This window comes from Flagellimonas sp., from assembly GCF_965222555.1.
GTDB lineage: Bacteria > Bacteroidota > Bacteroidia > Flavobacteriales > Flavobacteriaceae > Flagellimonas.
Map to the genome: position 1 here is coordinate 1616031 of NZ_CBDCUG010000005.1, position 24325 is coordinate 1640355.

General features: G+C 38.9%; 23 protein-coding genes. 12 read left to right on the top strand and 11 right to left on the bottom strand.

Annotation, left to right across the window (positions count from 1 at the left end; all coding sequences use genetic code 11):
• Positions 1-209: 209 nt before the first annotated feature.
• Positions 210-500, bottom strand: coding sequence for an HU family DNA-binding protein (locus ACOQO1_RS15670; RefSeq protein ID WP_036380395.1), 291 nt, complete (start codon positions 498-500; stop codon positions 210-212).
• Between the two features lie 123 nt (positions 501-623).
• Between ACOQO1_RS15670 and mutY the strand changes: the two genes are divergently transcribed.
• The 4 genes from mutY to gldD are packed head-to-tail and all read left to right on the top strand — an operon-like array spanning position 624 to position 4044.
• The gene (gene mutY / locus ACOQO1_RS15675) at positions 624-1661 is read left to right on the top strand and encodes an A/G-specific adenine glycosylase (protein WP_420603826.1); all 1038 of its coding nucleotides are present in this window, start codon (positions 624-626) and stop codon (positions 1659-1661) included.
• A gap of 23 nt (positions 1662-1684) precedes the next feature.
• Positions 1685-2140: a single-stranded DNA-binding protein gene (locus ACOQO1_RS15680; RefSeq protein ID WP_420603827.1), complete on the top strand. Its 456-nt coding sequence runs from the start codon at positions 1685-1687 to the stop codon at positions 2138-2140.
• A gap of 25 nt (positions 2141-2165) precedes the next feature.
• Entirely contained in the window at positions 2166-3494 is a 1329-nt protein-coding gene (locus tag ACOQO1_RS15685) for a gliding motility-associated protein GldE (protein ID WP_420603828.1), read from the top strand.
• Positions 3484-4044, top strand: coding sequence for a gliding motility lipoprotein GldD (gene gldD / locus ACOQO1_RS15690; RefSeq protein WP_420603829.1), 561 nt, complete (start codon positions 3484-3486; stop codon positions 4042-4044). The genes ACOQO1_RS15685 and gldD overlap by 11 nt, the downstream gene beginning before the upstream one ends.
• A 17-nt stretch (positions 4045-4061) precedes the next feature.
• Here gldD and ACOQO1_RS15695 read toward each other — a convergent pair whose 3' ends face one another.
• Together ACOQO1_RS15695 and ACOQO1_RS15700 are read right to left on the bottom strand one after the other, a co-directional pair.
• The gene (locus tag ACOQO1_RS15695; protein ID WP_420603830.1) at positions 4062-4406 is read right to left on the bottom strand and encodes a nuclear transport factor 2 family protein; all 345 of its coding nucleotides are present in this window, start codon (positions 4404-4406) and stop codon (positions 4062-4064) included.
• 109 nt (positions 4407-4515) lie between these two features.
• Positions 4516-4938 (bottom strand): hypothetical protein, encoded by a 423-nt coding sequence (locus ACOQO1_RS15700; RefSeq protein ID WP_420603831.1) that lies wholly within the window; start codon positions 4936-4938, stop codon positions 4516-4518.
• Positions 4939-5094: 156 nt separating this feature from the next.
• Here ACOQO1_RS15700 and ACOQO1_RS15705 point away from each other — a divergent pair, with 156 nt between their 5' ends.
• Together ACOQO1_RS15705 and ACOQO1_RS15710 are read left to right on the top strand one after the other, a co-directional pair.
• Positions 5095-5487, top strand: a complete 393-nt coding sequence (locus ACOQO1_RS15705) for a hypothetical protein (RefSeq protein WP_420603832.1) — start codon at positions 5095-5097, stop codon at positions 5485-5487.
• A 66-nt stretch (positions 5488-5553) separates the two neighbouring features.
• Positions 5554-7665, top strand: a complete 2112-nt coding sequence (locus ACOQO1_RS15710; protein WP_420603833.1) for a TonB-dependent receptor domain-containing protein — start codon at positions 5554-5556, stop codon at positions 7663-7665.
• Between the two features lie 36 nt (positions 7666-7701).
• On the opposite strand, the gene ACOQO1_RS15715 is transcribed toward ACOQO1_RS15710, so the two are convergent.
• The 3 genes from ACOQO1_RS15715 to ACOQO1_RS15725 all read right to left on the bottom strand — a co-directional run bounded on the left by ACOQO1_RS15715 (position 7702) and on the right by ACOQO1_RS15725 (position 9973).
• Complete coding sequence (locus ACOQO1_RS15715) at positions 7702-8463, bottom strand: hypothetical protein (RefSeq protein ID WP_420603834.1); 762 nt, start codon at positions 8461-8463, stop codon at positions 7702-7704.
• Positions 8464-8508: 45 nt separating this feature from the next.
• Positions 8509-9528 (bottom strand): transporter, encoded by a 1020-nt coding sequence (locus ACOQO1_RS15720; RefSeq protein ID WP_420603835.1) that lies wholly within the window; start codon positions 9526-9528, stop codon positions 8509-8511.
• Positions 9529-9598: 70 nt separating this feature from the next.
• Positions 9599-9973, bottom strand: a complete 375-nt coding sequence (locus ACOQO1_RS15725) for a hypothetical protein (RefSeq protein WP_420603836.1) — start codon at positions 9971-9973, stop codon at positions 9599-9601.
• Positions 9974-10089: 116 nt separating this feature from the next.
• Here ACOQO1_RS15725 and ACOQO1_RS15730 point away from each other — a divergent pair, with 116 nt between their 5' ends.
• The gene (locus tag ACOQO1_RS15730) at positions 10090-10968 is read left to right on the top strand and encodes a DMT family transporter (protein WP_420603837.1); all 879 of its coding nucleotides are present in this window, start codon (positions 10090-10092) and stop codon (positions 10966-10968) included.
• Positions 10969-10975: 7 nt separating this feature from the next.
• Here the strand turns inward: ACOQO1_RS15730 and ACOQO1_RS15735 are convergent, their stop codons facing one another.
• Together ACOQO1_RS15735 and ACOQO1_RS15740 are read right to left on the bottom strand one after the other, a co-directional pair.
• Positions 10976-13048, bottom strand: coding sequence for a M16 family metallopeptidase (locus ACOQO1_RS15735; RefSeq protein WP_420603838.1), 2073 nt, complete (start codon positions 13046-13048; stop codon positions 10976-10978).
• 1 nt (position 13049) lies between these two features.
• Positions 13050-14372 (bottom strand): M16 family metallopeptidase, encoded by a 1323-nt coding sequence (locus ACOQO1_RS15740; RefSeq protein WP_420603839.1) that lies wholly within the window; start codon positions 14370-14372, stop codon positions 13050-13052.
• A 180-nt stretch (positions 14373-14552) separates the two neighbouring features.
• Between ACOQO1_RS15740 and ACOQO1_RS15745 the strand changes: the two genes are divergently transcribed.
• The 5 genes from ACOQO1_RS15745 (at position 14553) to ACOQO1_RS15765 (ending at position 20022) form a co-directional block, all read left to right on the top strand.
• Positions 14553-14999: a DUF4199 domain-containing protein gene (locus ACOQO1_RS15745; protein ID WP_420603840.1), complete on the top strand. Its 447-nt coding sequence runs from the start codon at positions 14553-14555 to the stop codon at positions 14997-14999.
• Positions 15000-15100: 101 nt separating this feature from the next.
• The gene (gene rplU, locus ACOQO1_RS15750) at positions 15101-15649 is read left to right on the top strand and encodes a 50S ribosomal protein L21 (RefSeq protein ID WP_420603841.1); all 549 of its coding nucleotides are present in this window, start codon (positions 15101-15103) and stop codon (positions 15647-15649) included.
• 22 nt (positions 15650-15671) lie between these two features.
• On the top strand, positions 15672-15932 hold the full coding sequence (gene rpmA / locus ACOQO1_RS15755) for a 50S ribosomal protein L27 (RefSeq protein ID WP_420603842.1): 261 nt from the start codon (positions 15672-15674) through the stop codon (positions 15930-15932).
• 183 nt (positions 15933-16115) lie between these two features.
• Entirely contained in the window at positions 16116-18926 is a 2811-nt protein-coding gene (locus tag ACOQO1_RS15760; protein WP_420603843.1) for a TonB-dependent receptor, read from the top strand.
• Positions 18927-18990: 64 nt separating this feature from the next.
• Positions 18991-20022: a phytase gene (locus ACOQO1_RS15765; RefSeq protein ID WP_420603844.1), complete on the top strand. Its 1032-nt coding sequence runs from the start codon at positions 18991-18993 to the stop codon at positions 20020-20022.
• Here the strand turns inward: ACOQO1_RS15765 and ACOQO1_RS15770 are convergent.
• The 3 genes from ACOQO1_RS15770 to ACOQO1_RS15780 form a co-directional block, all read right to left on the bottom strand.
• On the bottom strand, positions 20019-21131 hold the full coding sequence (locus tag ACOQO1_RS15770; protein ID WP_420603845.1) for a D-TA family PLP-dependent enzyme: 1113 nt from the start codon (positions 21129-21131) through the stop codon (positions 20019-20021). The genes ACOQO1_RS15765 and ACOQO1_RS15770 overlap by 4 nt on opposite strands.
• Before the next feature lie 20 nt (positions 21132-21151).
• Positions 21152-21634 carry a DUF1569 domain-containing protein gene (locus tag ACOQO1_RS15775; protein ID WP_420603846.1) on the bottom strand — a complete coding sequence of 161 codons (483 nt, stop codon included), beginning with the start codon at positions 21632-21634 and terminating at the stop codon, positions 21152-21154.
• A 126-nt stretch (positions 21635-21760) separates the two neighbouring features.
• A complete protein-coding gene (locus ACOQO1_RS15780; protein WP_420603847.1) occupies positions 21761-24142 on the bottom strand; it encodes a TonB-dependent receptor in 2382 nt (793 codons plus the stop codon).
• Positions 24143-24325 lie beyond the last annotated feature (183 nt).

The following is a 24325-nucleotide window of genomic DNA, read 5'->3' on the forward strand; positions in this document are numbered from 1 at the left end:
TCGGTTTTGTGTTAAACCGATTGAAATTCTTTACTTGAATCTCTATGTCAAAGAACGTATGTGTGTAAAATGAAAAAGTAGTTGCAACAACTACTTTTTCTTGTGTCGGTTAGCTCTTCTGCGCTTTTTACGCTTGTGAGTAGCTACCTTGTGTCTTTTTCTTTTTTTACCACTCGGCATATGGCTCTTCCTTTAGTGTTAGTTATATTTTATTTTACTTGAACGTTGCTTTTTACGCCTTCAACAAAAACCTTGGCAGGTTTAAAGGCTGGTATATTGTGTGCTGGAATTTTGATGGTAGTATTTTTTGAAATGTTCCTACCTGTTTTTTCCGCTCTGGTCTTTATGATAAAGCTTCCAAAACCTCTTAAATAAACATTATCACCATTCTCCAAGGACGATTTTACCTCCTCCATAAAAGATTCTACTGTCGCTTGTACGTCTCCTTTTTCTATACCTAGTTTTTCTGAGATTCTAGTTACAATATCTGCTTTCGTCATTTCGTATTATTATTTTCTTATTTTTTTAGGCTTGCAAATATAAAAATTAAAATTAATCTTTTGTTTAAACCCTTTAATTTTAAGTATATAAACTGATACTTTTAACGCTTATTATTTTCTTGCATGACTTTTTCCGAGCATATTCTAAAATGGTACGGCCAGCACAAGCGTGAACTCCCGTGGAGAACAACAAAAGACCCCTATAAAATTTGGCTCTCTGAAATTATGCTGCAACAGACCCGAGTTGCCCAGGGAATGCCCTATTATCATAAATTTTTAGAAGCATTTCCCGAAGTTTACCATCTGGCAAACGCCGAAGAGGAGAAAGTTTTGAAGTTATGGCAGGGACTAGGATACTATTCCAGGGCCCGAAATCTTCATGCCACGGCCAAAATGGTGGTTGAAAAATACAATGGCAGTTTTCCAAATACCTATAAAGAACTCAAAAAGCTTAAAGGAGTCGGGGATTATACTGCAAGCGCCATTGCCTCCATTTGTTTTGATGAACCGGAGCCTGTGGTGGATGGTAATGTATATCGAGTACTGTCCAGATATTTTGGTGTGGACCTTCCTATAAATAGTACGCAAGGCATTAAATATTTTAAAGAATTGGCCGGAGAAGTCATGTATATTGAAAATATTAGGGACTATAATCAAGGAATTATGGAGTTTGGGGCCATTCAATGTGCTCCCAAAAAACCATATTGTCTGCATTGCCCTTTAAATAAAAGTTGTGTGGCCCTTAAGGAAAATAGAGTGATGGAACTTCCTGTAAAAATCAATAAAACTAAAATTAAGAACAGATATTTTAACTATCTGGTTTTTACGGATGCTAACGGGAACACCCTGTTGGAGCAAAGAAAAGGAAAGGGTATTTGGCAAAATTTATATCAATTCCCCTTATTGGAAGCCAAAAAAATGCTGAATTTGGAGGAACTTACAGAACAGATTAATGGGCAAAATGGTTTTCCCAAAATGGAATCACTGATATTATATAATAAAGAACCGTTGGTTCACAAACTTTCGCACCAACACCTACATACCCAGTTTTGGATTTTGGAAACAGCAGATGGATTAAAGGAAGGAATTTCATGGGATGAAATCACCACTTTTCCTGTTCCAGTTTTGATTGCCGATTTCATCAAGACATATAAAATTTAGTACTTTTGATTAATTAAAGAATTATGAGCGGAACATTAAATAAAGTGATGCTGATCGGGCATTTGGGAGATGAGGTGAAAATCCACTATTTTGAAGGAGGCAATTGTATTGCAAGATTTCCTTTGGCCACCAATGAAACCTATACCAATAGACAAACAGGTGAAAAGGTGACCAATACGGATTGGCACAATATTGTGGTGCGAAACAAGGCTGCGGAGATCTGCGAAAAGTACCTGAGCAAAGGAGATAAGGTTTACGTTGAAGGAAGGTTAAAGAACCGACAGTGGCAAGGAGAAGATGGAAATACCAGATATACCACGGAGGTGCATGTGCAGGATTTTACATTTTTATCGACCAAAAAGGAGAGTATGGCCAATGCTCAGCAAACACCCGCTGTAACACCACAGAGTGAGCCGGTAAAACCAGCCAATCCCGCACCTGTTGAAGAAACAGAACAGGATGATGATTTACCGTTCTAAAAAGTAAGTTTAAACAATACCAAATTTGGATCCTGAGTCCTATTGTTTAGCAATTTTCTTAACCACATTTAGCGGTATTTTCACTGCAAAAGTGATTGTACTCATACTACTTTTGGCATGTTCTGCCCTTATTTCTGGAGCAGAAGTGGCTTTATTTGGACTTTCCCAAACCGATTTAAATGAACTGGAAGAGGAAAATACATCCCGCGGAAAACTTATTGTCCAATTATTGAAAAACCCAAAAAAGCTTCTTGCTACAATATTAATTACCAATAATGCCATTAATATTGGAATTGTGCTATTGTTCAGCTCCATTGGAAATGTTATTTTTTCACAGGTAACCCAAACTTTGTTTGGAGTTGTTTCAGTACGTTTTCTATTGGAAGTGGTTGTGGCAACTTTTCTGATTTTGATGTTTGGTGAGATTCTTCCTAAGATTTATGCCAACAGGAACAGGGTGCAGTTTTCAGAATTCATGTCCATACCACTAAAATTGTTGAATTTTTTGTTTACACCGCTGAGTTCTCCCATGAGTTCGGCCTCTGGGTTTCTTCAGGAAAAATTAGGGAAACGGAAATCAAACCTGAGCGTAGATCATTTGTCCCAGGCCCTTGAACTGGCATCGGAAGGAGATACTACAAAAGAAGAACAAAAGATTTTGGAGGGGATTGTGACCTTCGGCAATACGGATACTAAGCAGGTCATGCGCCCTCGAATCGACATTTTTGCCTTGAATGAGGAAATGAAATTTCCTGAAGTCCTTGAGGAAATTAAAAAGAACGGCTATTCCCGAATCCCGGTTTTTTCAGAAAACATGGACAATGTATTGGGGGTTTTATATGTGAAAGACCTATTGCCCTATATTGATCGGAAGAGTTTTAACTGGATGTCCTTGATCCGTGAACCTTATTTTGTTCCGGAAAACAAGAAGTTGGATGATCTGCTCTTGGAATTTCAGGATAAGAAGAACCATTTGGCAGTTGTGGTCGACGAATATGGAGGTACTTCAGGTATTGTGACTTTGGAAGACATTATAGAGGAAATAGTTGGGGATATTAGTGATGAGTTTGATGACGAAGACCTGATTTACTCCAAGTTGGATGACCACAATTATGTTTTTGATGGAAAAACGACCTTAAAGGATTTCTATCGCGTGGTAAAAATTGAGGATGAAGAGGAGTTTGAGAACCAAAAAGGAGAATCGGAGACCATTGCAGGGTTTGTGTTGGAAATATCAGGGAGTTTTCCCAAACGGGGAGAAAGGGTGTTATTTAAAAATTATCAATTTGTTGTTGAAAGTTTGGATAAAAAAAGACTGAAACGCATTAAAATTACATTACCTCATGAAGCTTGATTCTTTACTAGTTCTTGTTGTGTTTCTTATACTTTTTACGGCTTGTAAAGATGAAGTGTTGCCCAAGCCTAAAGCAATGTTGCGACTGGACTATCCAGAAGCAAGCTACAAAAAGATTGATGGAGATTGTAGCTATACCTTTGAGCTCAACACCTTATCAAACATAAAAGAGAACAAAGATTGTTCCCTGGTTTTGGATTACCCTATGATGAAGGGATCGGTTTACCTTACCTATAAACCTGTTGAAAACAACCTCAAGACCTTGTTGACCGACGCCCAAAAGCTATCCTATGAGCATGTGGTAAAGGCAGATAATATTGTGGAGCAACCTTTTATAAACCCTGAAGATGGGGTATATGGAATGTTTTACGAAGTAAGTGGTAATGCCGCATCACAATCTCAGTTTTATGTAACGGATAGCACAAACCACTTTGTAACGGGGTCATTGTATTTTTATGCCAAACCCAATTATGATTCCATTCTTCCCGCGGCGGTTTATTTGCAAAAAGACATTAGAAGGATAATGGAAACCTTGCGCTGGGAGGAATAAAGAACTCATGGCTTTTCCTAGGTGTAGTGGGCAATCATTTTGCTCACCTTCCCCATTTTATCAAAAAACATGACCTCAACAGCTCTTTTATTCATTACCGATTTGTAATACAGGGCAACTGAATCCACACCTTCTGTAACATCTATGAGTTCAAAATGTAGGTCAGGGATTTTATCCAAAGCTTTTTCCCAATAATCGGCAACTGCTTTTTTGCCTTTTAAAGTACCACTGTCAATTCCTGCGGCCATCTTGATCATTGGGGTGGTTATTTCAATATCCTCTGTATAGTGAGCCATGATATCATCCAAATCGTGGGAATTCCAAGACTTGATCCATTTCTCTGCAAACTTATGGGCATCCATTTTTTATTTGATCTTTAAAATTGAGGATATAAAAATAGCCTATGGCAAGATGGACGTCAATGATGAATTGACATATTTACCCTTTGAATTGATGGAGAAAGGACGATGGTTATTTTTGAAGCAACTTTTCTGCTTTTTCAATGCTTGAATTGATTTGTTCCTTTAGAGCTTTAACATTTACTTCCTCTTCATCCAACCATTTCTGCTTTTCTTCGGTAAGTTCCTTACCATTCAGAATTTCATCGGAATCAAAACGAATACCAAAACTCCTCATCCAATCCATCATTGCCCTATTGGCATCTTGCAAATCTTTCATGGCCACCGCATATTCTTGGCCAGCGGAAGTAGTATCAACTTTACTCTTGAGCTCACCCACCAATTTACCCAGAGTTCCCATTTTGGGCATTACCTCGTCATGGATTGCCATAACTTTTTCCATTTGGGTGGGGGTATCGTCCTTCTTTTTTTCTTGTTTACAGGAAATCACTGTAATGAACGGTGCTAATAGAAGTAAAAAGATGATTTTTTTCATGATGCTAATTTGAACAACAAATTTAAGGATTGTAACCCTATTCTTTTGGGATGTGCCATGGAATTTTGAAGTATTTAAAAGTGTGACAATTATCAGGTTTTAAGAACGGGATGCCCAGTAAATTTGCCAAGGATTAGGTTCTTAAAATAGATTCGATTGGCACCATCGACACGGACAAAATATAATTCAGTTGTTTTTTCGGCACTTTTTGTTGCCCTGGTTATGGTGAGCAATCTTCGTTTTTCATCAATGTACTTATATTATAGCATTGATAGAGAGGGATTCATTGAAGCTCTTTGTGAAAACACAGACAGACCTGAGTTAAAATGTGAGGGCAAATGTATGTTGTCCCAAATGCTGGTGAGTCAAGACAATGAAAAAGAACTCCCTATGCCTTTAATGGGGTGGGAACAGGTACTATTTTTCCTAAAGGAACCATCATCCTACACCGTTTTGGATGTTAAACAGACCCCAAAAGCTTACTTTCACTATACCAATAATTATTCCTTCAATTTTAGTTGCATAACCTATAAGCCTCCAACTGTTTAAGATTTAATGACATAGATCGGCGATTGTCGATTTTACACTTTGGTATAATCTTAAACTTTAAATAAAATGAAAACCTATATAAAAGCAGGGCTTTTTGCTTTGCTCTTTGGAGCGTGTATATTTCATGCTCAAGCTCAAACTGAGCAAGATTCTTTAACAAATAAACTCATTCGGCTAGATGAAGTTCTGATAACCGGAGAGAGTAAATCCGATCCAGTTTTTTCTATGGTCAGGAGTGAAAATGCAAAAAAAATAGTTCAGCCTAAAAATGTGGCCGACCTTTTTAATGGGTTAAACGGATTTGCGTTGATCAAACGTGGAAATTATGCTATTGACCCTTCTTTCAGAGCTTCGCAATACGAACAGTTAAATGTCCAATTTAATGGGGGCACTAAAATAATGCATGCTTGCCCCAACAGAATGGATCCAATAACCACTCATGTAATTCCAGAGGAAATTGAACGAATCGAAGTGGTAAAAGGCCCGTATACCTTTAGGTATGGACCTACATTTGGAGGTGTTGTCAATCTTGTGACCCAAGAAGTTGAAAAGGAGGAAAAAGGCTATCATGGCAAGGTCAATTTTGGTGATGAAAGCAATGGGAACTCCATTACTACCTTGGCAAACCTAAAATATATACATGATCAGTACGATGTAAATCTTAATGTGGGCTATCGTGATTTTGGTGATTATAAGGATGGTGACGGGAATGAAATACCTGCCTCCTTCAAGAGTACCGATTACGGGGTGCAACTGGGATATAACCTGGGGACAACCCAACGTTTTCAGCTTGGATTCAGACAATCTTTTGGAAGGGATGTTATGCATGCTGGTCTGCCCATGGATACAGACGAGGACAACAGCTCCATAATTTCTTTGGATTACAAAGTAAAAGACCTTAAAGGCGCATTAAAAGAGGTGAGCGCCAAAGTGTATCGCTCAAAAGTGGATCACATCATGTCCAATACATTAAGACCAAGTTTTGCTAATATGAGTGGAGTTTCAACGGTTGATGCCACCACAATAGGTGGTCGAGTAGAGTTAAAATGGAAGCCATCTGCCAATTTTAAGCTATTTACTGGGGTTGATGCAATTTCTGTAGGAAGAAATGGAGAACGCATTCGTACAATGAAACGAAATATGAACGGTGACCTACTTCCAATGCCCATGGAGTTTACTGATGATATATGGCAAGAATCCAGAATAGACGATTACGGTTTTTTTGTTGAAGGAAAGTATCCATTGGCAGAAAAACTATTGCTCAATGCTGGTGTGCGCTATGATTTGGTATACTCAAAAAGTGATACTCCTGCAGACGATTTTGTTGCGCTCTATCCAGAATTGGATAGCAGAACAGAGAACAATATTAGCACTACGGTTTCAGTAAAATATATGGCCACCCCCAATGTCCTATTCGAATTTGCTTATGGAAGAGGGGTGCGATCAGCCAATATGGTAGAACGGTATATCAACCATTTTAATGCAGGACAAGATCCTTACGAGTATGTGGGAAATCCTTTTTTGGATGCTGAGGTGAACAATCAGTTTGAATTGGGGATGAAAGCTAAAACCACTTTTGAAGGGTCCTTTATTGATAAGATCAATTATGGGGCATCTGCGTACTATGCCATTTATGACAATTATATCGCGGGGTTGATTGATCCATCCTTGCAGAAAAAATACATGCCAATGGTAGAGCCCAGAGAGGTAAAACGATTCACCAATGTTGATGATGCCTATAAAACAGGTTTTGAGGTTTTTGGGGAAATGCAATTTTTTGATGATTTCAATTTCAAGACGGAGGTTGCCTACGTGTACACCAAGAACAAGGATTTGGATGAAGCCCTTCCACTTACCTCACCATTGGTTACACGTTTTAATTTACGTTACGAAAGGAAGAAAATCTGGGCAAGGGCTACATATACACTTACTTCAGAACAATCGGATATTGCACCATCCTTTGGAGAGCAGGTCACGGATGGTTACGGGATTGTAGATTTCCGTTTTGGGGCAAAACCTTTTAAACATGTGAATATTGGCGTGGCGGCAATGAACATTTTTGATGTCACCTATAACAATCACTTGAACTTTTCCTTTGTCAATCAAGCAGATTTTGGGAGAGTGCCTATTAATGATCCGGGCAGAAATTTGTCAGCATTTATTCAGTATACTTTTTAAATAGAGCTGTTAAAAAATGGGCAAGTGCCAAACAAGTTACTTGCCCATTTCTTTTGATTTTTTACTAAAACGATTTTTTTGAACCGTTTTTGAGGTGATGATGAACAGACTGAAACCTGAGAAGATGGTAAAAAGTCCAAAAAGGGCAAAGGCTCTCAATAATAGATTGTTGAAATCATCCCTACCTTCATAATCCATGGTGTGCAGCATCCAAAGAAAATCGAAAACACGCCATTTGTTACTTCTAAAGGTTTGAATGTTTCCATGTTCAGCAGAAACATAGATGGTGGTATTTGCAGGTTTTGCAAAAGTGATGGCATAAGCGGGCAATGGCCTCCCTCTATATTCATGATGCTTTCCCGTTTCGGTCAAGTATTCAACACTAGTTGGGTTGGCACTAACTTTAAGACCCTCATGGGCTATTTGAACGGCTTCTTTTTCATTCAGAGGTAATCTCTGCTTTCCAGTTTTACCATCATAAAGTCTAACTTTTGTTCCATCATTCGATTTGTAAACAACCCTATAAACAGGTTTTTCTAAGATAGAGGTCAGTTCTAATGATTTAATGCTGTCTTTAGAAGTAAATTGAGCATTCAAAAAAGTGCTTGGTGAAACAACATCACTGGAAACATCAAGTGCTATTTTTGGTTGCTTTAAATTATCGCCCCTGATCTCATCAATATTGGTCCAACTAAAGTATAACCCTCCCAGCGTCCACAATAAAAATTGAATACCCAAAATAGCACCTAAATATCGATGCCATTTTCGGTTAAGTTGTATAAATTTTCTTTTTGTCATAAAGTCGAATTAACCTGGGACGACAAGCGCCCCAGGATTTTAAATTTATAATGCATATTGAACACCAAAAGTGAAGGTTTCCTTGTTTTTTAGTTGTATACCGTTCAAATCTTGGTATATGGGAGTGGCCAGTTCCAATCCAAATCTAAGATTTTTTAGTGCACCCGTTGGAATGTAAATATTGCAGCCCGCTCCTCCGTTTAAAAAGGTTCCACCGGTGTTGTCAGTATCTGCCGTAATCACCATCATTGGGTTTAGGTTGGGGTCAGCTCCCTCAATTTCTCCAACGATCAAACCTTCAAGTCGTACCGAAAAGCTTATCCAGTCGGCTGCTTTTATGGCAAACCAATTATTAAGACTGTATCGATTTCCATAACGGAAGTCGCGGTCATTTTCTCCAATACGGAAAATACCTTTCACTTGACTTCCCCAGGAAATAGAAGCATTCTGGCCTAAATAGGTCAATGCCAGATTAGGATCAAAAGTGCCACTGCCCAATTGCATGGGGTAAGGCAATTCTGTTTCATTGGGTGTGGAAGCTGGAGTGACATCACTTTCAGTAACACTTCCGGTTGGAATGGAAAACCCTAGTTGTCCGTGAAGGGTTTGCTGGTTCTTATTGAAGAATTTATAGAGCAGGGCTAGGTTGATATCACCAAAACCACTAGCTTCTGTGGTAAAGTTTCCTCCCATTCGGGTAAGGTGGTCCATCTCCATTGACACATAATTGAACATTACCATCAAGGTAACTTTATCGCTTGGGGCAAACATGGCTCCCAACATGTGCATGTTCATGGGCATACGGGTTGGGGTCACCATATAATTGTTCAAAGCAACATCTGTAGTGGTATCATCACTTCCCAATTTAAGGTCCTCCATATTCATGTGCATGTATCGGTAGGAGAACATCCATTCTCCTTTGCTATGCATATGATCACCCATAACAGAAATGGGAGCATGTCCATCGGGTCTTCCTGCAGACCATTTTGTGGATTGATTATTGGTTTCTTGCGCATACAATGCAATTGAGGCCACCATCATAATGGCCGATATGTATTTTTTCATTCGGTTTTAATAATTGAAGTTTTGGCAATGTTTCCATCACCTTTAAATAAAATAAGGAGCTATTGAATTGTTAGGAAAGTGAATTGGGAGGGTGGAAGCTCTTGGAGTAATACAAAAAAGTATAATGGTTGTGATAGCCAAAATTGTGTTGAAGAGTACTATGGTTTTCTTTTGCTGATGAATGCGAGGTGATCTTTACAAAGCCTATTGGATATTCTTCTAATGAAATCTTGGGAAGGTTTTGTTTTTTCTCCTCATTTTGCTCAGAAAGACGCTGCATCAGGTAACATTTTCCGTTGCATTGCAATTCAACATTATCTTTATTGATACAGAGAAACTCAGCTATATAATCTTCATTGATCACATACTCCAGTACAGGTGCAATTGGGCGTACCATGGCTATCAGGTAGAGCAATACAAATCCGTATACAATAGAATGCTTCAAAGAGAAAATGGTCGAGCCGCAAAATTAAACCGTATAATGCTAAAATGTCTCAAATAAGACGCACTTTTGCATCTTAAAATTAAGGTGTGAAAGGCCATAACGTAAAATGGATTTACTTGATAACGCTTTCCATGATATGGGGAACATCCTATATTTTGATCAAAAAAGGGTTAGAAGGTTTTACTCCCATCCAACTTGGTGCCATTAGAGCTGTTTTGTCCACCTTTTTCTTATTTGTTGTTGGGTTTAAATCTATGCGAACCATATCCAAGAAAGAGTGGTTTTGGGTTGGAGTTTCTGGTGTTATTGGCAGTTTTATTCCCATGTTTTTGTTTGCTTTTGCCGAAACGGAAATTGATAGTAGTATAGCTTCCATTTTAAATTCCTTAGTGCCTCTTTTTACACTATTTATTGGATTATTTGCATTTGGTATAGGATTTACCCGTAATCAACTTTTGGGGGTTTTTATTGGTTTGATCGGTGCGGCATTTTTGATTTTCTTTGGTACAACCGTTAATCCAGACCAGAACTATTGGTATGCAGGGTTTGTTATTGTAGCTACCATATGCTATGCCTGCAATGCCAATATCATAAAAAGCAAATTGCAAAATGTCTCTCCAATGGGTATTGCAGTTGGAAATTTTGCGGTTATTTTTATTCCAGGTCTTATTGTTCTCCTGTTTTCCGGTTTTATGGATGCCAAGGTCGTAACAGGCTCCCATTTTTTTAGTTCTTTGGGATATATTGCCATCTTATGCATAATTAGCACCTGCGTGGCCAAGATAATGTTCAATAGATTGGTTCAAATTTCCACAGCGGTTTTCTCTGTGTCTGTAACCTATTTGATCCCAATAGTGGGTATCTTCTGGGGCTTGATGGATGGAGAGCGGTTTACCTTATGGCAATTTATGGCCGCTTTGGTCATACTTCTGGGGGTTTACATGGTGAACAAAAAAAAGACGCCACAAAGGGCGTCTTTATCTAATAAAAATTAATCAAGCCTTATTCAAAATCCGAGGCACTTACACCTTCGTTGACCTTAATTTCCTTCACCATAAACTCAAAACTTTGTGGCCCCATGGTTTGGGTAAGCTTAAATGGGAACTTGATTCCTGAAATTTCTTGATAGTCGCTAAATTCCAGGGTATTGTTCATTTGTTGTCCCTGTACTTCTTCAACATTCACTTCTTGAAGTTTAAGACCAGTCTCAACATCATAGAATGCTGATTTACTATCAGTGATTTTCAATTTATAAGCCTTCTTGTCTCCAACCTGCTCAACGCCTTCCAAAATGACACCACCAACAGCCATATAGTTTAATTCTGGAAATGCTGCCGACTCTTCTTTGATTTTTGAGATTTCCTCTGGCGAAAGGTCCTTGCGCTGGCCTCCGGCAACCATATAACCTTTGTCACCATCCAAAACCTGTTTTTGCATGGAATTCCCCATCACTTTTACATCTTGCATAAACTGGTCCTTGGTTGTTTTTTTCATCTCCAATTCCAGTTTCATGCCTTGCGTTTCCGCCTCTGCAAGCATGGCGTAAGATTCAACACCTTCCAACTTTTCTTGACCTCCGATTGCTTCAACATATTTCTGTAGAATTGATTCCGCTGTAATTCCTTCAGGAATTGCTGCATTATAATCTGGCTTTTCTGTTTTGCTTGCATATTTGTCATAAAACAAAACGGGAACATTTTTGCCATTGAAATCAACCTTTTCAAGGTTTTCCAGCACCTCGCTCCCTTTACCGGTAACCACTACCCTTGCATTTGTGGTGGAAAAGTGCTTTTGGGCAGCTTTTTGAACATCGTCAGTGGTAACAGCTTCAATGCGTTCCAAATAGGTTTTGTAAAAATCCTTTGGTAAATCTTCCGTTTCTATGTTTAGGGCATAATTGGCAATGGTTGAAGGATTTTCAAGTGCCATCACAAAACTGCCTGCATACTTGGCTTTGGCATTGGTAAGCTCTTCCTCAGTAACTGGCTCGTTGACAATTCTATTGATTTCATTGAAAATTTGTGTCACGGAACTATCCGTTACCACATTTCTTACTTGGGCATATGCATTGAAGCGCATGGGGCTATACTTATTGGCTCTAATTCCGGAATATGATCCATAGGTATAACCTTTATCCTCCCTTAGGTTTTTGAACAATCTTGCTTGGGAACCTCCCCCCAATATTCTATTGGCCAAGAGAGCATCCAGATAATCCTCATCCTTCATTTTGAGTTCTGTGATGTTTTGGACGGCAACTTCAGATTGTACGGCATTGGGAGCATCAACAAAATTGATTTGGTTGTATTGTGCGTCCATTGGTTTTGCATAACTGAAGGATGGTGGAGCAGCTTTTGACCAAGGTGTGAAATGAGTGGTAACCAATTCTTTTACATTTTCAAAATCCACATCGCCAATAATGACCAAATACGCATTGGCAGGAACAAAATAATCCCTGTAGTGTTTCTCAACATCCATTAGGGTGACGTTGTTTACGGTTTCTTCCGTGGTAATTTCGCCATATGGATGGTTTTTCCCATAGGCCAATGCCAATTGCACTCTACTTGCAATTGCGGAGACATCTTTTTCCTCGGATTTTATTCCGGTAATTATTCGGTCTTTTTCCTTGTCGAACTCTTCTTGGGTAAAGTTTGGATTTAGGGCGGCATCTGCCATAAGTTCCAAGATCCTTGGAAAATACTTGGAGAGACAACTTGCTGATGCACTTTGGTCACCTACGCTAATGGAGGCTCCCAAAAAATCCACTTCTTCATAAAAATCATCTTTGGAAATGGATTTTGATCCTTTTCCCAAAAGACTTGACGTTAAATCTGAAACCCCGGCTTTATCACCTTGTAAAATTGGAGGGTTGTCAATGGAAAGCTGCATGGAAACCCTTGGCAATTTATGGTTTTCCACCACCATAACCTTAAGGCCGTTGTTCAACTCAAAACGTGCAGGTTCCTTTAAATTTATTTCTGGAGCAGGTCCGGGTTTTGGCTGCTTGCTTCTATCTATTTGGGCATACGATACTGCCATAAAAAAGGACAGTAAAGAAAAAACAATATACTTTTTCATCTTAATTGGCTTCTTTTTGTTCTGGCAGATACTCTAATTCTACTCTTTGATTGACCTTTAAATATTTTTTGGCAACTTCCATGATTTCCTCGCGGGTAATGGAGCGATAAATGTCAATTTGCGTGTTGATTAAATTGGTATTATCGCGGAGCATGTAATTTTCTGCAAGGGAATTTGCTATTCCCGAAATGCTACTATTTGCATTTACAAAGTTGTTCTCGAACTTGTTCTGAAGTTTTTGGTAGTCCTTTTCGGAAATTAATTCCGATTGGATTTTCAAGATTTCAGCATCAATCTCGTTTTTAATGTCCTTAATGGAATTTTCTCCAACGGGAAGTCCTCCAACAACATAGGAACTGTAATCTTCAGCATTTATGGGCACGGAAAATATTTGAAGGGCTATTTTTTTCTCGTCCACCAATTTCTTGTACAGCTTGGAACTTTCCCCATCACTTAGATACGTAGAAATCATGTCAATCACATAAGCATCCCTTTCGGCCTGCCCTGGAGTTCTATAGGCCAATAAAATGGCCGGGATTTGAATATTGGGATCATGGTAAGTGGCCTTTATGGTGTTGGTGATAGGTTCTTCAACAACAACATTTCTCTTTATTTCAGCTCCTTTGGGGATTGGTCCAAAATAATCCGAGATCATTTTCTTTGTTTTATCCACATCAATATCGCCAGCAACTACCAAAACGGCATTGTTGGGGACATAATAGATTTTGTTGAAATTTTTAAAATCATCCAGAGTTGCACTGGCCAAGTGGTCCAAAGAACCAATAACACCCCATTTGTAAGGATGTTTCTTGTAAAGATTTTTCAATAGCACTTCAAAGAAAGCACCGTAGGGAGAGTTATCCACCCGTAACCTTCTTTCTTCTTGCACCACTTCTTTTTGGGTATCTACACCAACCTGGCCTATTATGGGATGAAGCAATCGCTCTGACTCCAACCACAATCCTGTTTCCAAGCTGTTTGATGGAAATGTTTCATAATAGTAGGTGCGATCCAAGAACGTATTGGCATTTCCACTTCCTCCGTTAGAGGAAACTATTTTGTCCCACTCACCACGTTCAATGTTTTTTGTCCCTTCAAATAATAGGTGTTCAAAAAAATGGGCGAATCCGGTCTTACTTGGATCTTCATCTTTGGATCCCACATGGTACATTACAGCGGTGGTAACTACCGGAGCAGTATTGTCCTGATGTAAAACTACATGGAGCCCATTGTCCAGATCATACTCCTCAAAAGCAACTTCTTGGGCTGTTAAAAAGTTACCTGCAATAAGTATGAAAAGTGTTGATAGCAAATGTCTTTTCATGATATAGTATTTAGTGTTTACGTAATGAATAGGATTAGTATGGAATTTTTGATTGATGTTACATTAAATATGGGTAAAATTTAAAAAATCTATGGATTACAAGGTAAGTCTTTAACAAGAATTTGTAGCATAATTCGTCAACATTCAGTAAATTAAACATCCACCCAAAAATTTGACGAAATGAAAAATCTGTCCTTACCCATTCGTTTTGGTATAGTAACCAGTGCCATTTTAATTGCTTATTTCCTGATACTTTCCCTCATGGGAAAACATACCAATGTGTTTTATAGTCTTTTCAATGGAATCATTACCGGTTTTGGGATTTATGAGACCATCAAGTATTCCAAGTTAAGGTTGGGGAAGGATTTTAGCTATAGTAAAGGTTTTATGGCAGGTATTACAACCGGATTTGTAGCTACCTTGTTGTTCACTATTTTCTTTGCATTTTATTCAACGGAGCTGGATGCAGAATTCTTAAATGAACTTTCTGAAGTCTGGGCCAAGGACTATCGCAATTTTGAAGGAATTGTTTTCTTTACCGTCGCAATTATGGGTTTTGCCACTACCTTGGTTTTGACATTATCATTTATGCAGCTCTTTAAAACCTCCAATAACCCAAAAAAATAAGTTCCAAATACCCTAATAATACTTGTGGATTAAGGATTTAGCAGTATATTTGCACCCGCTAATTTTAGTAAAGCGAATATATTTAATCTAATTAACGCATTATGTACGCAATTGTAGAGATGGCAGGGCAGCAGTTTAAAGTTGCAAAAGACCAGAAGGTGTACGTTCATCGTTTGCAGACAGAAGAAGGCAAAAAGGTCACTTTTGACAAAGTTTTTCTTTTGGATGACGGAAGCAACGTTACCATTGGCGCCCCAGTCATAGAAGGTGCGGCTGTTGAGGCCAAAGTAGTAAAACACCTAAAAGGAGATAAGGTAATCGTCTTTAAAAAGAAAAGACGTAAAGGTTACCGAGTAAAGAACGGTCACAGACAACATTTAACAGAAATTGTTGTTGAAGGTATAGTGGCAAAGGGAGCCAAGAAAGCAGCACCTGCAAAAGCAAAAGCTGAAAAGCCGGCAGCTGAGCCTAAAAAAGCAGCTCCTGCCAAAGCTAAAGCAGAAGCTCCAAAGAAAGCGGCCCCAAAAAAGGCAGCTGAGGATTTGAGCGGAAAAACTGTTGCTGAATTGAAGGAAATGGCAAAAGCAAAAGGAATTGCTGGTATTTCCGCTATGAAGAAAGCTGATTTGATCGAAGCTTTAAACAAATAGAAAGAACTAAAATTTAAATATCATGGCACATAAGAAAGGTGTAGGTAGTTCAAAAAACGGTAGAGAATCAGAATCGAAACGACTAGGTGTTAAGATTTTTGGTGGACAAGCTGCGGTAGCTGGAAACATTATTGTTAGACAGCGAGGAACCAAGCACAATCCTGGAGAAAATGTTTACCTGGGAAAAGACCATACATTGCACGCCAAAGTTGATGGTATAGTAAAGTTTCAAAAGAAATCTGGAGGAAAATCATTTGTTTCCATTGACCCATTTGAGGCTTAAGAACTAAAGCAATAAAATATTGACGAACCCTCACTTTTTAGTGGGGGTTTTTTGTTACTTCATTGTTAAGCTATTTTAAATTACTTTAAAAATGACGCTAAATATGACCTATTCTTAAAAATGAGCTAACCCCCTTTTTTAGACATAATAATTTCTTTGTGGCGTAATAACAACCACTTAGAAATGAAAAAATATTTACAGTTTTTTACCTTAATTATTTTTCCGTTATCTGCTTTCGCCCAAACAGGTAACATTCAAGGAACCATATCAGATCAGAATGGAATTTACGTTCCAGGGGCAAACGTTATCATCTCTGAATTATCCAAGGGAGCAATCACAGATTTTGACGGAAGATTTACAATACTTGACGTCCCTTCAGGAAACCATACCCTCCAAATATCCTATTTGGGGTATGCAACCATAGAGCAAAACGTTAGCGTGGAAAATGGGGAGACAACCCTGGTTTCAATCAATTTAGACCCAAAAAACTTAGAGTTGGATGAGGTTCAAGTATCAGCCTACGGATTGAGCGGTCAAGCAAAAGCTCTGAACACTCAAAAAACAAATCAGAACATTACCAATGTAGTATCTACAGATCAGATAGGAAAGTTCCCAGATGCAAATATAGGCGATGCCGTAAAGCGTATCCCGGGGATTACCATGCAAGTAGATCAAGGTGAGGCCAGAAATGTTATTGTGCGGGGACTTGCTCCGCAACTGAACTCCGTAACGCTTAACGGTAGTCGTATTCCTTCAGCTGAAGGAGATAACAGAAATGTTCAGATGGACTTGATTCCCTCGGACATGATTCAGACAATTGAGGTGAATAAAGCGGTTACTCCAGACATGGACGGCGATGCTTTGGGAGGTTCCGTGAATCTTATAACACGTTCCTCACCGCAAAGTTTTAGATTGTCAACAACTCTGGGTTCAGGGGTGAGTTTCATTAACGACGAGCCTATTTACAATATTGGGTTTTTATATGGTGATCGTACCAAAAATGGCAAGTTTGGCTGGATGGTCGCCACCTCTTATAATAATGTGGATTTTGGTTCGGACAATGTTGAGGCCGAATGGGTCAATGAAGCAGAAAGCCCATTGACGGAAGAAGATATTGAAGTAAATCCTTTTGTGGAAGAATCCGACATCAGAACCTATTTGGTACAACGTATCCGTAGAAGTTTTTCTGCCAATGTGGATTATGCCTTTGATGCAAACAACACCATCTTTCTAAAAACCATGTACAACTGGAGGGATGACCGTGAGAATAGATTTCGTCTTCGTTTTAGAAAAATAGAACCTGTTTTTGCAGATGGTACGGAGAATATTATTGGTTATGAGGGTGAAATTCGTAGACAGACCAAAGGAGGTATCCCCGGAGGTCGCATCAAGAATACAAGATTGGAAGATCAGCGTATGCAGAACTACAGCTTGGGAGGCAATCATTTGTTTGGTAAATTAAAAATGGATTGGATGGCTTCTTATGCCAAAGCTTCCGAAGAGCGCCCCAATGAGCGCTATGCCGAATATGAAATTGGCGACGCCATTGGAATCAATGCAAATCTTGGAAACCCAAGATACCCTTCATTCAGCCCGTCAAATGCCTCTGAGGCCACACTCTCCAATTTTGAGTTGAAGGAGTTTACCGAAGAAAATCAATTTACAGAAGAGAAAGATTTTAACGCCTTTCTGAATTTTCAAGTGCCCGCTGACATTTTTGGAGCTGGAGAAGGAACCATAAAATTTGGGGCAAGGTATAAATCTAAAAACAAGGTAAGGGACAATGACTTCATAGAAGCGGAGCCTTTAAGCGGTTTTGGTACTTTGGCCGATATAGATACCCAAGATTACACAAAAAGTGACTTTTTGGCCGGAAGCCAATATGCTGCTGGGGAATTTGTAGATCCAGCATTTTTGGGAACACTTGACTTTTCAAATGCCGCCAGCTTTGATACTGGCACTGTTGAAGATGAGTTTTTGGCAGGTAACTTTGATGTGGATGAAAAAGTCTATGCCGGTTATCTTATGACCAATCAAAAACTTTCGGAAAAACTATCTGTACTTGCTGGGGTAAGGCTTGAAAATACCAAAATCAATAGTTTGGGGAATGAAGTGATTTTTGATGATGAGGGCGACTTTGCAAGTTTCAACCAAATCCGTGATAAGAGCTCTTATACCAATATCCTTCCGGGAATCCATTTTAAATTTGACCCAAGCAATAGAACCGTATTGCGCTTTGCTTGGACAAACACCATAGCACGACCAAATTATGTGGATTTGGTTCCTTTTAGAAATGTGATCAATGAAGATGAGGAAGTAGAGACCGGGAATGCCAATCTAGACCCAACCCGGTCCATGAATTTTGATTTTGTGGCAGAGCATTATTTTGAATCGGTTGGAATCATATCCGGAGGTATTTTTTATAAGGACATTAAAGATTTTATCTATACCTCGTTGAGTGAGGATACCACTACCGGGTACGATCTGTTCCAACCTTTAAATGGTGATAACGCTTCCATTTTTGGTGCCGAAGTTGCATTCCAGAGACAATTGGATTTCTTGCCTGGGTTTGCCAAAAACTTGAGCATCTATTTAAATTATACATTGCTTACTTCTTCAACCGATGGAATTAGAAACGGGGACGAAATTCGGGAAAATGTTGACCTTCCGGGTACAGCACCCAATATGTTCAATGGTTCTTTGGGTTATGCCGATAAGAAATTCAGCCTTCGCTTATCCACCAATTTTTCCGATGCTTATATTGATGAGTTGGGAGGCAATACATTTGAAGACAGATACTATGACAAGCAGTTTTTTGTAGATCTGAATGCCTCGTTCGCCATCAACAAAAATCTGCGTTTGTATGCTGATTTGAACAATATTACCAATCAGCCCCTACGGTATTACCAAGGTGTTGAAAACAGGACACAGCAAGTTGAATTTTATGAAAAAAGGTTGACCTTCGGCTTAAAGTATGACCTTTTCAAAAAATAAAAAACATTAACCTATAGTCTTTAAAGCTGCCTTTTGGGCAGCTTTTGTCATAAAACAAAACAAAATGATAAATTATAGAACCACACTACTTTTATGGTTTGTAGGACTGGTATCCTGCAACACCAAAAGCACTTTGCCACCCGTACATCCAGATGTAATTACCGAAAAAACCTTGAATGATACTGATGATCCGGCTATATGGGTCAATCCGGATGACGCTGAAAAAAGCATTGTTTTTGGAACAGACAAAAAAACCAATGGGGCCATTTATGCCTTTGATTTGGAGGGGAAAATCATTGAGGAAAAAACCATTAGAAATATTGAAAGACCCAACAATGTAGATGTTGAGTATGGTTTGCAGCTGAATGATTCCATTACCGTCGATATTTTGGCCTTCACCGAGCGCGAGAAACAACAAATAAGGGTGTTCTCTGTTCCAGATATGAAACCATTGGATGGAGGCGGTTTTCCCGTCTTTGAAGACGAATCAAATACTGAATGGCGATTGCCCATGGGGATAAGCCTGTTTAAATCGCCTAAAGATTCATCCATATATGCTATTGTAGGGAGAAAAACCGGTCCGTTAGACAATTATTTATATCAATATAGGTTGATTGGTGATAGTAGTGGGGTTAAATCCCAACTGGTTCGAAAATTTGGAAAGTTTAGTGGGCAGAAGGAGATTGAGGCCATTGCTGTGGATGATGAAAATGCAATGATATATTATTCTGATGAAGGAGTTTGTATCAGAAAATACCATGCAGAACCTTATAAAGGCAATGATGAGCTTTCATTCTTTGGTGGGGAATATTTTTTGAATGACATTGAAGGAATTGCGGTCGCTACATACTCCAATGGAGCGGGATACATTATTGTATCTGACCAGCAACGCGGTCAGTTCAATGTTTTTTCAAGAAAAGACAACTCATTTATAAAGGCAGTAAATTTGACCACTCTGGAAACCGATGGTTGTGAAGTGGTAACCGTTCCGCTAAATGAGACCTTTCCAAATGGGCTTTTGGTTTCCATGAACGATGAACAAAACTTCTTTTTCCATGATCTGGGAAAAGTATTGGGAGAAGCAAGAAAAAACTAAAAGCGTAGCCTCCGTTTTCTGGCAGTGATTTCCCAAGAATCCGTTTTTGCTCCATTTTCAATGACGGATACTTCATCATGCAAGTTAATGGTAGGGCAAATATGATAGGGGATTCCGTAAAGGACATCCCCAACGTTGAGTTCTTCCCAATTGGAGACTTGAAGCACACCATGTTCCTCACTTTGTGAGAGGAGTTCGTAGTTTTTGATGTTCAAAAATTTGACCCTTTTGTCTATGGGATTTTCAGGAGCTACGGATTTGTGGCCCAGATCAAGGGTTACAATACCTTCTGTGGGTTTTGAAATAATACGGGTCACCAAGAGAGCAGCATATTTGAACTTTTGCTCTGTTAATTTTTCACTATATCCCCAATCCCATAAAACGCAGGTCCCTGGACTTGTAATTCTATTTTCCCGCAAAAGATGTGAGGTAAAAGAAGGTGTTCCACCGCATATTAATTTAATTGAAGGATGTACTTTCTGAAGTGCCTCAAAATATGTGGCGCCATCTTTAAGCTCATTTTCAATCTTTTCATTCCTGACTGAAAAATCACTGTCCCTCAAATGACCATCATAAATATGAAAGCCATTGAATTGAAGACCTTTGCATTTTTTGATGAATGATAAAAGTGAATCAATGCCGGATCCAATTTTTATCCCAGAACGATTCATGCCATTGTTGATGTCAATATAAATAGGAACGGTTATCCCTTTTTCGATGGCTTTTTGGTTGAGAAGGGAAGCGGTTTCTTTTGAATCAATAATTGTGGATAAATCAGCAGCATGAAAATGTTTGAGCAAAGAAAGAAAACGATCTACTTTAGGACCAACCAATTGATGCGCGATCAAAACTGATTTAGCTCCGGCTTCAACCGCAATTTCAGCTTCTGAAATGGTAGAAGCCTTAAAATTTGTAATTCCTGATGCCACAAGTAATTTTAAAACCTTTGGCATTTTGTTGGTTTTAACATGGGGCATTAACCTATGTGTTTCACCATTTACCATAGCTAGCATGTGGTCAATATTGAACTGTAAATGTTCTTTGTACAATGCAATGGAAGGTGAATCCACCGAGTCAATATTTTTAATCTCAAACCAATTGTTTTTCATATGCTAAATGGCTTCTGTTGTTATTTTTTCACAATATCCGCAACAATTTTTAAATGGTGCCGAGTATGTATTTTTAAAAACTTGATGCTTTGTCTTTTATTTATGACACTAAAATAGGGATGTTCAAAATGGACTTTGGAATCCAAATCTTGAATCTTTTGCAAGTTTTCCTTTGCCATTTCAATTTGTATGTAAAGATCTTCGGTCAGAATATTATCTGGAGGAAGCACTACCCTGGGAGATTTAGCAACACCTCTGGGAAAATCTCCCCATGCATAGATTAAGGTTCTGGTAAGACTAAAGTTGGGTTTAAATGCTGCGGGATTGGAAGCCTCCAAAGATTTACATATTACATTGATGGTCTTTAGCATATGATCTAGGTGCCAAGCAACATCCACCTTGGATACTTTAGGATTAAAAGAATCCCTTTGCAAAATATACGCTTCAATTTGAGAAAACTCTTTATTTAAAAATGAAGTGGAATTCAATTCACTTTTTGCCAATGGAAGTGATTTTAAAAATGAGTCTTAAAGCTAATAAAATACTATCAGCTTAAGGTGCAATAGTGGCGATAAAAACAAAACCCTTGCTCTTGGCAAGGGTTTCTGAGCAAACTACCAAACAAACTACTAAAACTGAAATCTATATCCAAAATCAGGAAAAAACCCAATCTGATCCTCACGATCAATATTGTCCGTTAACCTATTGTACATTCTGGAAAAAATGTTTTTGTTGTTGGTTACATTTTGCATGTCGACATAGAATTGATGTGACCGTTTTTTGGCTTTACTATTGACCTTGAAACCTAATTTTACATCCCATCTAAAATAATTGTCATATTGGAGGCTATATGCCAAATCATCATAAAGCACTTCATATTTGACTGCCCTTGAAGCCTCTAGATTTATGGGAGTATAGTACCTTCCACCAGAGAAGGTCACTTTGGTATCCATAAAAAACCTATTCTTTTTGGCCTTCCCAACAACAAATTCCTTGCCTGCCAGAAAATTGATTACCTGTCCATTGTTAAAAGGGGAATTACGCTCTACACCGTCACTGCCCTTATATTTACTTTGATAAAATGATGAGGTGAGCAGCATATAATAATTTTGGCTAAAGAATTTTTCCAGGGTCAGTTCAATACCCTGATTGAAGGCTGTTCCCTCATTTACCAATGATACTGCATCTTTGCTGAATCCAAAATCAGCACCTTCTGTCAATGTAGAGTAGCTTGATGGGAACGGATGCACGGGTGCATTGTCAATATCTTGGTAATAAGCTTCAATTTTCCCCCTCCATTTATTGCCAAGTTTAACATCATATCCCAATACGTAGTGAGCACTCCGTACAAATTCTAAATCCCTATTGGTCTGTACCAAATTGCCATTCACATTCTCATTTAGGAAAAGTATGGGAGAAGGTATGTTTTGATAATGGAGGCCATAACCCAAACTGAACCTATGTTTATTAGTAGCATCAAAGCTGAGTCCTGCCCTGGGCCCCAAGGCAAACTGTTTGTTCAAGCTGCTATATTGCCCATTTAATCCTGCATTTAAGGTCAGTTTTTCACTAAGTCTGAATTGGCCCTGAACAAAGGGCTGAAAAAGGTTAAGGCTTTCATTCACATCTACCAAAGTGACAAGATCGGAAAAACCATCCCCATCATTATCAGGCTGTTCTTCACGGTCCTGGTTGATGTAATCCAGACGTAAGTTTTCATATACAAGTCCGGTTCTTAGTGTAATCTTGTTGTTTATCTTAGAATTGAACAGCGATGAAATTGTCAACCTGTTTTCAGTTTCATCATCTCTGGTGTAACGAATAATGTTTTCCTGAGGGGTGTCCTTATCAAAATACCTATCAGCGGTATACTCACTGCTGGAAGTAGAGTAACCGACAACAGTTCGCAGAAAAGAGTTTTTCCCAACAGGAAAACTGTGTTTTAACCCAATTACCCCAAAACCAGATTTAACAAAGGCATCTTCATCCTCGGCTGCAAAAAGATCATCCGCTTCTATATTATCACCTAAAAATTCTATATCCGAAGTACCTCCAATACCAAAAAGAGACAGATTGCCCAATTTCCCTTTTCCAAAGTTGAGATTGAACGAGAAATCCCCATAGTTGGGATTTGCAGAAGTCCCGGCACCGGCAGAACCTATCAATCCAACAAGGGAATAGCGAGCGGCGACCAAAAAAGAGCCTTTTTCTCCCATAGGGCCTTCCGCATTGGCTTCTACGCCTGAAAAAGCACCTGCCTGGGCGGAAAACTCATAATCATCCACATTGCCATTTCTAAGTCCAATATCAAAAACTCCTCCAATGGCATTGCCGTATTCTGCAGGAAAAGCGGAGGTAATGAAATCTGAATTCTTTAGCATATTGGGGTTCAAGGCCGATACTGGACCACCTGTTGTGCCAGCTGAGGAATAATGGTTGGGGTTAGGAACTGGAATGCCCTCTATTCGCCATAACAATCCGGTTGGGGAATTTCCCCGAATGATTACATCATTTCTGCTATCATCAGGTGCCGATACTCCTGCAAAGTTGGAGGCCAGTCTTCCAATGTCACCCCTTCCGCCAGAAAACCGACCGACTTCTTCAATCCCAAATTGCCGTGCCGATACTGTAGCCAGTTTGTTATTGGGCTTGTCCAAAGTGGTATTGGATGATACCACAACTTCATTGAGTTGATTAAAGCTTTCTTGCAAAGCAATGTTGACTACAGCATCCTTTCCCGTTGTTACCTCTATATTGGGAACTGTGGAACTTTCGAAACCTATATAGCTTATATGAATACTTTGCCTGCCTATAGGAACATCTTTTAGGATAAATCGTCCGTCAAGATCAGTAATAACACCTGTGGCTACTTCCATATCCATAAGTTGAACGGTTGCTCCTTCCAAGGGGCTTTCAGATTGTTTGTCCAATACAATTCCTTTAATGATTCCTGTTTGTGCCCAACTTGAAAACGCAAAAAGGAAAGTAACTGCCAAAATGATTTTTTTCATGACTTGTTAATTTGTTTTCCTCAAAATTGAAGCTATCTGTGGAAGATTGGCACGTAGAAATGCTGATATGATCTTTGAGAAGTTGAAGTGTTAAAGAAGAGTTTGAACAAGATTTACAAGCGCTAGGCGAGTTGAATTCAACTGAAATGGATTTGAGTACGATCCAGCCTTTTTTTTAACGAT